The 9,931-nt window shown below is 55.7% G+C and carries 8 protein-coding genes; 3 read left to right on the top strand and 5 right to left on the bottom strand.

Features of this window, described 5'->3' with window-relative positions; genetic code table 11:
* On the top strand, window positions 1-317 hold a 317-nt coding region (locus tag KQH53_04530), incomplete at its 5' end, for a hypothetical protein (protein ID MCB2225924.1).
* A gap of 40 nt (window positions 318-357) precedes the next feature.
* Here the strand turns inward: KQH53_04530 and KQH53_04525 are convergent.
* The 5 genes from KQH53_04525 to KQH53_04505 all read right to left on the bottom strand — a co-directional run bounded on the left by KQH53_04525 (window position 358) and on the right by KQH53_04505 (window position 7,287).
* Window positions 358-1,380, bottom strand: a complete 1,023-nt coding sequence (locus tag KQH53_04525) for a polysaccharide pyruvyl transferase family protein (protein MCB2225923.1) — start codon at window positions 1,378-1,380, stop codon at window positions 358-360.
* Window positions 1,381-1,502: 122 nt separating this feature from the next.
* Complete coding sequence (locus KQH53_04520) at window positions 1,503-2,546, bottom strand: glycosyltransferase family 2 protein (protein MCB2225922.1); 1,044 nt, start codon at window positions 2,544-2,546, stop codon at window positions 1,503-1,505.
* Between the two features lie 46 nt (window positions 2,547-2,592).
* Window positions 2,593-3,576, bottom strand: a complete 984-nt coding sequence (locus tag KQH53_04515) for an acyltransferase family protein (GenBank protein MCB2225921.1) — start codon at window positions 3,574-3,576, stop codon at window positions 2,593-2,595.
* A gap of 65 nt (window positions 3,577-3,641) precedes the next feature.
* A complete protein-coding gene (locus KQH53_04510; protein ID MCB2225920.1) occupies window positions 3,642-5,351 on the bottom strand; it encodes a hypothetical protein in 1,710 nt (569 codons plus the stop codon).
* A gap of 331 nt (window positions 5,352-5,682) precedes the next feature.
* Entirely contained in the window at window positions 5,683-7,287 is a 1,605-nt protein-coding gene (locus tag KQH53_04505) for a glycosyltransferase (protein ID MCB2225919.1), read from the bottom strand.
* Window positions 7,288-7,599: 312 nt separating this feature from the next.
* On the opposite strand from KQH53_04505, the gene KQH53_04500 reads away from it, so the two are divergent.
* Together KQH53_04500 and KQH53_04495 are read left to right on the top strand one after the other, a co-directional pair.
* Window positions 7,600-8,448 carry an ABC transporter permease gene (locus KQH53_04500; protein MCB2225918.1) on the top strand — a complete coding sequence of 283 codons (849 nt, stop codon included), beginning with the start codon at window positions 7,600-7,602 and terminating at the stop codon, window positions 8,446-8,448.
* Window positions 8,438-9,856: an ATP-binding cassette domain-containing protein gene (locus KQH53_04495; GenBank protein MCB2225917.1), complete on the top strand. Its 1,419-nt coding sequence runs from the start codon at window positions 8,438-8,440 to the stop codon at window positions 9,854-9,856. The genes KQH53_04500 and KQH53_04495 overlap by 11 nt, the downstream gene beginning before the upstream one ends.
* The last annotated feature ends 75 nt before the right edge of the window (window positions 9,857-9,931 follow it).

The raw sequence follows: 9,931 nt of genomic DNA, 5'->3' as shown, positions 1-9,931 counted from the left end.
CCAGCGAGCGCTACGACAAGTCCGACCCGGTGAACCTGGGCTGCGACATGGAGATCTCCATCAAGGACCTGGTGGAGCTGATCGCCAAGCTCACCGGCTTCACGGGCGAGATACGCTGGGACCCATCCAAGCCCGACGGCCAGCCCCGCCGCCGTCTGGACGTGGAGCGGGCCAAGGAAGAGTTCGGCTTCACCGCTCAGGTGGGTTTCGAAGAGGGCCTCAAGAACACCATTGAGTGGTATCGGGAGATGAAAGACCGCAAAAAAGCCGGGGGAATGCAGGCATCATCGCTGCGTGATAACGAACAATTATGGTGAGGGAATAAATTTCTTCGAGTAGTTAATTGCTTGGCAAGCGCTAACCTCGCTGGGTTTTTTCGGCTACTTTTAGCGCCTCGTCTTTCCAAGCATCGATCGCACTCTGGGGTATGGATATCATATTATTAAAATCAGCCCCTGAATGCCACCGCGACAAGGCATCCCAATCACCTCTTTTTATTACCGGCAGGCCGGTGTCGGCACCTATTTCCCACGCCCTGTTATCCACAGATAAGATAAGACTCGGAATGCCTTTGGAGAGGCACCAAACTCCTGCATGCAGACGGGTTCCAACATAATCTAGATCCTTGGCATTGTCGTAGTTAATCAATTGTTCGTACTGGTGTGACAATACCAAGATATTGTCGGCCATCTCAATGGATGCCGGCAAGCTATGGAAATATTCCAAATCATGAGAGCCCTGCGGGAAAAAGATCAAACCGCCATTATATATTTTTGCCAATTTTCTAATCAAATTATCATCGGCTTCCTCATCTCTTGCATAATCGGTAAGACAAAAAAGACATCTCTTATTATTACCAATACGAGCCGCATCTCGTTGATTAAGGCTCCACATAGTCGGGCAAGAGGTGTTAAACAAGCCCTTAACGCCACATGCTGAAAGCTGCGATAAGCTATAAGAGTCCCGCGTGGCGTGAGGGCCATCTGATCGCAGCAATTTTTTGTAGTAATGCCTTGTAATGAAATCTGGTTTGTCTTGGTACTGCCACCAACCAACTCCGAGCAAAATGGTGTTCATGGATGGTGGGTTTACATATGTGAGCAATCCCTTTTTCAGCTTCCACTGGTCGTATTTAAGAACATGAGAAGATAAGATATTGGTGCCAGCAACTATCGCTAAGTCGCTTTGCTGTACTTTATCAATAGCATCTTTATTTGGAAAAGAATGGGTAGAAACTCTTGTAAGTTCTGCGTCGGGAAAAATATCATCTAGGACGGCATTAATGCTATCACGAATGATTAAATCTCCCAGGTTGAGGCTGAGCATACCCTGATTATTTTCAATGGATGGGTCGAATATGGTTAGCTTAAGTTTGGTCATTTTACCCTGGGGGCTCGCTCCCCTGTCCCAACGATCCTGCCGACGTTAGCCTTGTCAAGAAACATGGGACAACGAAATCAATCGGTTAATACTGGCCGGACAACACCGATACGGGTCATGGCTTAGCCAGCGTGCGGTCCAAGAGATTGATCTTGTTCGATTGATATTCCTCTGTCTTCTGCCGTAGTTTTTTCAAATAAGAATGGATGAATAGGCGACTTGGGAACCGAGGCGATATCGTAGTTGATAAAGGAAATAAAGAAAATGAACCCAACTATTACCGACAGCCCCGCAATCATAACGGTGCCGCTGGTGGCGGGAACTCCGGAATGCATGCTAGCCAGCCAGTGCCCGCCGCCGAAGATGGTGCCAAAGGCGATGAGAAACAGCGAAAAGACAAGCATGACCGACGCAAGAGAAAAGTCCCTCAGGAAATAATTGTAAAACACTCTTTTAAAAGTGTTTGTGATGTGCTTGACAATAAACTCGCCCAAAATTTTTTTTATAGACAGGCTGCTCTCTTCATCCTGGTATATTGCCGGCATTGGCAAATCCATTACTTTTGCCCTTATAGTTCCCAGCCGGAACAGGAAATCTGACTCAAAAAAATATCGCTTTGAAATCTTATCCAAAGGAAGCTGTTGTAAAACCAGGCGGTGTATCGCCGTATAGCCATTGGTCGGGTCGAATATGTTCCAATAACCAGTGGACATCTTGCTGATAAAAGACAAGATGCCGTTACCGAAGAGTCTCTTGACCGGCATCCTATGCAGCTCTTCAATGTTGAAAAACCGGTTTCCTTTTACATAATCCGCTTCGCCATTGATTATCGGCTTGACCAAAACCGAGAGGAACGCGGGATCCATTTGCCCGTCACCATCCATCTTGACGATGACATCGCAGCCATCTTTCACCGCCTCCCGGTAGCCGGTGATAACGGCCCCACCGACCCCCTGGTTTTGTTGGTGATATATGATCTTGATTCGGTCATCCGTCACATTTTCTTGCACATAGCGTCCCGTTTCTTGGGGGCAGGCATCGTCAACGATGAATATTTTACAGGGCCCGGTAATCTTGGCGAGCAGGGGGATAATATGCTTTTTCACCTTATAGCACGGTATCACCACGCCAAGGAGATAATCCTGACTGCTATTTGCGGCTGGCATCATGATCAAGCAACTCGCTATTGACCGGCCATGAATCCACGGAGGGTCATTTGTCACCTCTGGCCATATACCAACTAGTCGCAATTTTGCCAACGCGCTTGGCCATTAAATAGGCCAAGCCAATTGCAAAAGACAAGACAATGGTCGCGAGAGTCGGGACGAAAAAAGTGTAGGCCGGGTTTTTGGTCCCCAACCACTGTTTCATATAGGGTAGCAGAAAGTTATGTACGATGTACACGTATAGCGTAGCCTGAGATAATTCTGACACTAATTTGTTTGAAGGTCTTACGAATGTCTTCTGAAAATACATGAATATCGACAGGGCGAACATGGCAACGAAGGGGCTGGAGCCCAGGTAGAAAAACCCAGAAAACTTATTTTTGGCAAAACAATCCAGGGAGGTGGAAATCAGCACCGAGATCCATGAAATGGCTACGAACAACGCAATCTTGCGACGGGACAAATTGATATTAATCATGGATATCTGATATCCCAACACATAGTATCCGGCAAAAACCGAAGCATAAATTATATTGTAAACATAAAAGCTGAACGCTCCCAAATAATTGTCAAAAGTTGTTTTAATAACCGCAAAAAGAAACCACAGAACCAAAAATAATTTAGTGATATATGGGTTCAGGACAATTTGGCGCAAAACAGGAGTGGCCACTATCAGGCCGAGGAACATGAAAAAGTACCAAATAATACCCGCATATCCATTGTACAGATTGTAGATCAAGCCCTCGAACAGGGGCGCCTTGGAGTTGCCATATAACTGGAAGCCTTTACCTATGACCAAGGCGGCCACAACGTACATGGCGTAATGGGGGAGGTACTTTCTATAAAAGGCGATTATCTCTTCTTTGGTGTCCAGCTTCCTTCTCAGAAACAAGGCGCCGCTGCACATTACGAAGCAGGGCACCGCGAAACGGGCCGACGCGTTGAACAGGTTGGCCACCAGCCAGTTGAGCGACCTTTCGAAATTGGCCACCCAGAAGCCACCCGAGTGGATGACCACCACAAAACACATGGAAAATATCTTCAAATAATCCAGTGAACTTTTTCGTTGTGGCGCAGGCAAGGCTTAGACGAGTCCTATTTTTGTAGTTGTCTGGCTTTGGGTTCTTGGTCGGGTTCGCGCTTGAAATAGACAAATGCGACTATGGCCGCCAACCAGGAGAAGCACAGTACGGCGGCCTGGGCCGGCATGTTGGGATGATAGCTGCCAAAGTGGGTAATGGGCTTGTCTTGGGCCGCCAAGTAGAAAATCTTGTAGGGACTCAATTGCCAGGCTGCCCTATAAAACCTTTTGTCGCCCATCCAATGGAGCACCCGATAAAGGTTTTCCCGAGGAGAGCACACCTCCTTGAAACCAAACTCATTAATATCGCTGGTCCGGTAGCAGATATCGGGCATGGTCACAAAGGCCACAACCCCGGCGGTGGAAAAAATATTCAGGCAAAGAAGGAGGATGATCAGGGCCTTTTGCAGGGCGCGGCCTTGCCAGCAAAGCCTTACCCACATAAACATGCCCATCATGCCCAAGGGCACGATCCCCCAAAGGTAGCGGAACCCGTAGGCGCTGCCGGCAGTCTGATACAGCAGGACAATGAGAAATGGGCCCGCCACATAACCCAGGCAAAACACTGCGAAGATGCCCATGGCCAGGGCGTTGGTCTTCCATTTTTTGATTATCACCAACACCAGGGCGAGCAACCCCAAAGGAATGATAGGGCTGAAATACAGCAATGCGTAGCTGTTTCCCCCCAGGATAATCGGCAGGTAGCTCAAGCGCGCGGCGATTCTCGCGGCCAGCTCGGCAACGAAGCTGAAAAACCCGGTATAAACCGGAATCAGGCCGAACTGGGTGAACATGTTCATGGCATCGGAACCGCTACCCTGGGCATAAAATGCCATGCCATAGACTATATAGTTGATAACCACCACGCCCAGGCAGAAGAGCGCCTGGCTCAAAATCAGCTTAGGGAAGCTTTGGAACAAGCCACGCCATGAGAATGACTTGGCATAGGTCGCCATCCACACCAGCAGGACCATATACGGCAGGAAAAAGGCGTAAAAGGCGTAAACCCGGCAAAACCAGGACAGAACCGAAGCCAGCCCCACCACCAAGGCCCATAGCCAGGCTTTTTGGGCCTCTTTTTTTTCGATATATTTCAGGGTGGCATAGACGATCATGGCCAGGGTCCAGAACTCGAAGGCATGACCCATTATCGGCCTGAACAGTACGTAAAACAGTAAGCCCACCCCGGTGCCGCACAGGAAGACGTATAGTTTGCTCAATCGGCCGATCTTCAACCCCACCAGATAGAACAGATATACCCCGTGAAAAAAGTAAAAGGAGCTGGCAAAGGCAAAGCCGAAAAAGGTCCAGGATCCAAAAAACTTCATGTGGTCCTGTAATACGGGGTGGCCTTGGAACCGATCTATGAGCGAGAAAGCTCCGGCGAAAGGCAGGGCCATGAGGCTCGGCCCCAAGGGCGAGATGGGTACGCCCTTTTTGTGGGCATACATGCGCATGGAGGTTTCGTTGGTGTAATCTAAGTCACCGTCCAAAACAATGGTGGCCACATGGGCAAAATAGCCGGAGTCATCGTGTTGGATTTTTTTGTGGAACCACCATCCGCTGCCGCCGATGGTGTAGCTGAAAAAGAAAGCGGCGAACATGACAAGGACAGCGAAAAGCTTGCCCTTGTTGCTATCAAGGCAGAGGCTGGTCAGATAATTAAAAGTTTTCGCGAGCGGGTTTACCCTCTGGTCTTCAGTGCTGGCTTCAACTTGAATCATGCGGTTAATCCCTTGGGTCCATGGGCAGTTTGATACACAAAGGATGCATCCATTAAAGCGACAAGTTGGGTTACGTCAAGCTGGTTACCCCTATTCGCCGGCCCCTCAATCAGAAGCCGATCGGGGCGGCACCTCAAGCTTCCGCGGCAGTACAAATCAACCTAGGCTCTCAGCCCAAGTTGAGATGCGCGCCCGGCTGAGCAACTATAGCTCATTCTCGGTTCGATCTGAACCTCGCATTTCCTTAATCTAGGGCACAAATTCCCCCCAGCGTGGCCAAGCATCGACGCCGCCTTAGGATTACTACGGATTACATTGCAAATTTAGGTGGCTAGCAGTCTCCGTCCATCGCCTCCACAATACGTTGATAATGGGCCAGAAAATTGCGCGCCTGGTATAAATGGGGCCACCCCGCGCCGCCGAGATTGGTCTTTTGGTTGGCTTGCATCCTGCTGGAAGCCAGTAGCTGGGGCAGTTGCACCGCCACCCCTCCGGCCATGGCCATGCGCACCCACAGGTCGTGGTCCATGCCGTAATAGGCCTTCAGGTGCAGGAAGCCTCCCGCTGCCCGCCAAATATTACGCGTGAAAAAAACTTCGGGCTGATAGAAATAGTGCCCCTTTTCCACGCTGCCCAGCAGGTTGATAATGCCCCGGGTGTTGAGCGGCAAGGGGTCCAGGAAAGGCATGGCGCTGAAGTGGGTGTACACCTGCTCGCCCTGCTCGTTGATGCGGCGGCACCCGCCCACCACCAAATCCACCCCGTAATCTTCAAAAGCCTCGGCCGCCAGGAACAACGCGCCCGGCTCCAAGAGGTCATCGGTGCAGAGCCAGGTGAAGATATCGCCAGTGGCGAGTTCGAAGCCTTTTTGCAGGGCATCGGACTGGCCCCGGTCCGGCTCCAGCACCAGGCGGGTGATGCGCGACTGGTACTCCCGCAGGATTTCCCGGGTGCCGTCGGTGGAGCCCGGGTCCAGGACTATGGTTTCCAGGTTGGGATAGCCCTGGCTGAACAGGGACTCAAGGGCCTGGCGCACAAAAGCGCTTTGGTTGAAGCTGGGCACCACCACGCTTATGCGCGGCCACTGGCGCCCCCGGGCCGGCCAGGCGCGCTCCAGGAGCCATTCCTCGGCCGGACGGCTGAACTTCAGCCAACCCCCCTTGAGGGGCTCGCGCTCTCCCCAGCCCGCCAGCCGCTCGGCGGCTTCCCCGGCCGGGGTAATGATGCTCTGCCCCGGCCCCAGCAAGCCGCGCAGCATGCCCAGATCCCGTGCCATGCCTGGGTAATCGCCAAAGGCCAAGACCGCGTCCCCGGCCAAGACTGTCCAGCCCCGGGCGGCGATCCAAGCGGCGAACGAACCGGGCAACGGCTTGCAGGGTTGGGCCTTGGGGTCCACGCCATGGCCGTAACCCGGGCTCAGCAGTAAGGGGGCCAGACCCTCGAGCTGCCTGGGTGGGGTCGAGGCGGGGCCGCAGTAAACAGCCCGCAAAAGTTGACCGGGATCCGGGGCGGCCTGGACTTGGTCGGCCAAACCCAGGCGGACGGCCAGGCGGCGCAGAGGCCCCACCTTGGCCAGGCGGCGGCGCAGGGACGCCACCGGCGAGTCGCCAGGCGGCGGGCCGGGCCGGTCGGCGGCGGGGGCCGTTTCCCGCCAGGGTGCGGCCTGAGGTGGCGGGCCGTTGCGCCATTGGCCTTGAATGGGCATCTCGGCGATGTGGTCGCCCCGTTTGTCCGGAGAGCAGGCGATCTCGCCCCGGGCTATCTTGTCGTCCAGGGCGGCCAGGTTCTCCTCCAGGACTTCGCGCCATTGCCCCAGCTCCTCCCGCGACTCCACGGTGATGAGCTGGGGGAAAGGCGGGACCAGATCGCCCAACCGGTGGATTTCAAAAACCGAAGCTTGCTGCTTCTGGTTTTGCTGCTTTTCCCGTGCGGTCAAATCACCCTCCCGAACAGGTGGGATCGGTTCGGAAAATTTAAAATGACGCCCAGCCCCCTGGCAAGTAGTCTCGGCCGCCGGGCCTGGGCTTTTCACCGGCCGCCATCCTAGCACACCCTTCCCGGACAAGGCGCCCGGCCGGAGGCCGGGATTGAGCTCCGGTGCATCATATGAGCCGGGTTGTTATAATATTTTCTTTCAATGGCTTGGCCCATTGATTACTTTATACGAAGCTGCGTGGGCCGCCATCGGTCATGGCCAGGGCAACTTTTCGCCAAAGTGGGATGCATGCAATTGGATGGTGGGCAAAACTTGCGCCATGTCAGGGCCGGAGATGTCGTCCATGGCCGCTGGCCCAACACCATGGTGGCTTCCCTTTGGCGCAACCAGGCCCTGTTGCGGGTGTTGACCGGGCGCGAGCTGAGGGCCCGCTACACCGGCAGCGTCCTGGGCCTGATGTGGATGATCCTGCTGCCCCTGGTGCAGTTGAGCGTATACACCTTTGTTTTCGCCTATATTTTCAGGGTGGGCGTGGACCCTCTACGGGTGGGAGGCAGCGGTTTTTTGGGCTTCGCCTCGGTGATGTTTTGCGGCTACGTGCCTTTCGTTCTGATCAGCGAAACCATGTCCATCGCGCCGGGGCGCATCGTGGGGCAGCCCAATTTCGTGAAAAAGGTTCTGTTCCCCCTGGAGATCCTGCCGGTCTCCTCGGTGCTGGTGGCCTTTTTGCACGCTCTGGCCGCCATGTGCGTGCTCTTCGTGGTGCTCCTGCTCACCGGAGACGGACTCACCTGGACCGCATTCTGGTTGCCGGTGCTGTTCATCCCTCCCCTCCTGGGAGCGCTGGGCATCGGCTGGCTGCTGTCCTCGGTGGGGGTGTTCGCCCGGGACATAGGCACCGCCATCCAGGCCATCATCCAGATATTGTTCTTCGCCACGCCCATCGCCTATTCCATACGCTCCATGCCGCCGAGCTACGTGCCCCTGATGCGGCTCAACCCCCTGACTGGGGTGGTGGAAAACTTCCGGCTGGTGATCCTCTACGACAAGGCCCCCCTGTGGATTGATTTCGCCTACCCCGCCCTGTTCGCCCTGGTACTGATGCTGGCCGGGTTCTACTTCTTCCAACGCTCACGCAAGGCTTTCGCCGATGTCCTCTAGCTTGCCCAGCAACATAGCCATCCGGGCGCGCAACCTGGGCAAGCGCTATTTCCTGTACCAAAACCCCCTGGCCGGGCTCAAGCAGGCCATGTTCGGCAAAAGCGCCCAGGCCAGCGAGTTCTGGGCCCTCAGGGACATCGACTTCGACATCGCGCGGGGCCAGGCCCTGGGCGTGGTGGGGCGCAACGGCGCGGGCAAGAGCACCCTTTTGCAGATATTGGCCGGCACCCTCACTCCCACCACCGGCGAGCTATGGACCCGGGGGAGCATGGCATCCCTGCTGGAGTTGGGCAGCGGCTTCAACCCGGAGTTCAGCGGCCGGGAGAACGTATACGTAAACGGGGCCATCCTGGGGCTGAGCAAGAAACAGATCGACGATCGCTTCGAGGAGATCTTGGCCTTTTCCGAGCTGGAGGATTTCATCGACCAGCCGGTGAAGACCTACTCCAGCGGCATGTACATCCGCCTGGCCTTTTCGGTGCAGGTCTGCATCGAACCCGAGATACTCATCGTGGACGAGGCCCTGGCCGTGGGCGACACCTTCTTCCAGGTGAAGTGCCATCAGCGCATGGAGCAGCTGCTGCAAAGGGGCACCGCGGTGCTGCTGGTCTCCCACGACACCGGTGCCATTCGCAAATATTGCGACTCGCTTCTGCTGCTGGAAGAGGGCCGCAGTGTTTATCAGGGTGATGTGGAAAAAGGCCTTTCCCATTACTTCATGCACAGCCGCCAGACCCTGGCCCGGCGCCGGGCCAACGAGGCCCCGGAAGATGCCTCGGCCCCGGCCCAACTCCCCGCCGGGCCCGAGCCGGCCAGCTCCCTGCAGAGCGAGGGCGGGCTGAGCCTGCTGCCCGGCTGGCCCAAGGGGCGGGAATCGGTGGACATAGGCGCCTGCTCGGTGGTGGTCAACGACGACGCGGCCCGTTTAACGCGGCTTTTGGTGTGCGACTCCGAAGGGAGGCCCTGCACGGAGTTCGAGCAGGGCCAGGTGGCCCATTTCTTCTGGGAGGCCGAGCTCCGGCGCGAGGTGGGAGTGCTAATTGGGTCGCTGACCCTGCTGACCGCCAACAACATCCCGCTCTATTGCCGCAACACCGCCCAGGCCGAAACCGACCTCCAGGTCCGCCCCGAGGCCGGGACGCGGGTATTGTTCCAGGCCGCCGTGCGTCTGGATGTGGCCATCGGGCGTTATGTGTTCCAGGTCAACCTGGGAAGCTGGGCCCCGGACGCCTTTGAGAGGCGGCGGGAGCTTTCGGCGGCGGCCTTTGCCAGCGCCTCGACTCCCCTGCTGCACGCCATCGGGAGCGCCAACCTGTCGGTTCGGGAGCGCTCCGTGGGCATCCCCAACCACACTTTCGGCTTCTGCGCCCTGCCCGACAAATTTTCCATCCACCTGGGCGGGGAGTGAGCCCCCGTGGCGGCCCCATGGGCGCTGACGCCGACCGCATCACGGCGTTGCCGAACTCACTTCGCCCGGCCCGGG

It is taken from the genome of Desulfarculaceae bacterium (assembly GCA_020444545.1).
Classification (GTDB): Bacteria; Desulfobacterota; Desulfarculia; order Desulfarculales; family Desulfarculaceae; genus Desulfoferula.
Note: the sequence above shows the minus strand (reverse complement) of the source record. Positions and strands in the feature narration are given on the sequence as shown.

What these genes read in the sequence shown, in the direction of transcription:
- KQH53_04525 (MCB2225923.1), bottom strand. Translation starts at nt 1,380, where the DNA reads ATGACCAAACTTAAGCTAACCATATTCGACCCATCCATTGAAAATAAT.
- KQH53_04520 (MCB2225922.1), bottom strand. Translation starts at nt 2,546, where the DNA reads ATGCCAGCCGCAAATAGCAGTCAGGATTATCTCCTTGGCGTGGTGATA.
- KQH53_04515 (MCB2225921.1), bottom strand. Translation starts at nt 3,576, where the DNA reads ATGTGTTTTGTGGTGGTCATCCACTCGGGTGGCTTCTGGGTGGCCAAT.
- KQH53_04510 (MCB2225920.1), bottom strand. Translation starts at nt 5,351, where the DNA reads ATGATTCAAGTTGAAGCCAGCACTGAAGACCAGAGGGTAAACCCGCTC.
- KQH53_04495 (MCB2225917.1), top strand. Translation starts at nt 8,438, where the DNA reads ATGTCCTCTAGCTTGCCCAGCAACATAGCCATCCGGGCGCGCAACCTG.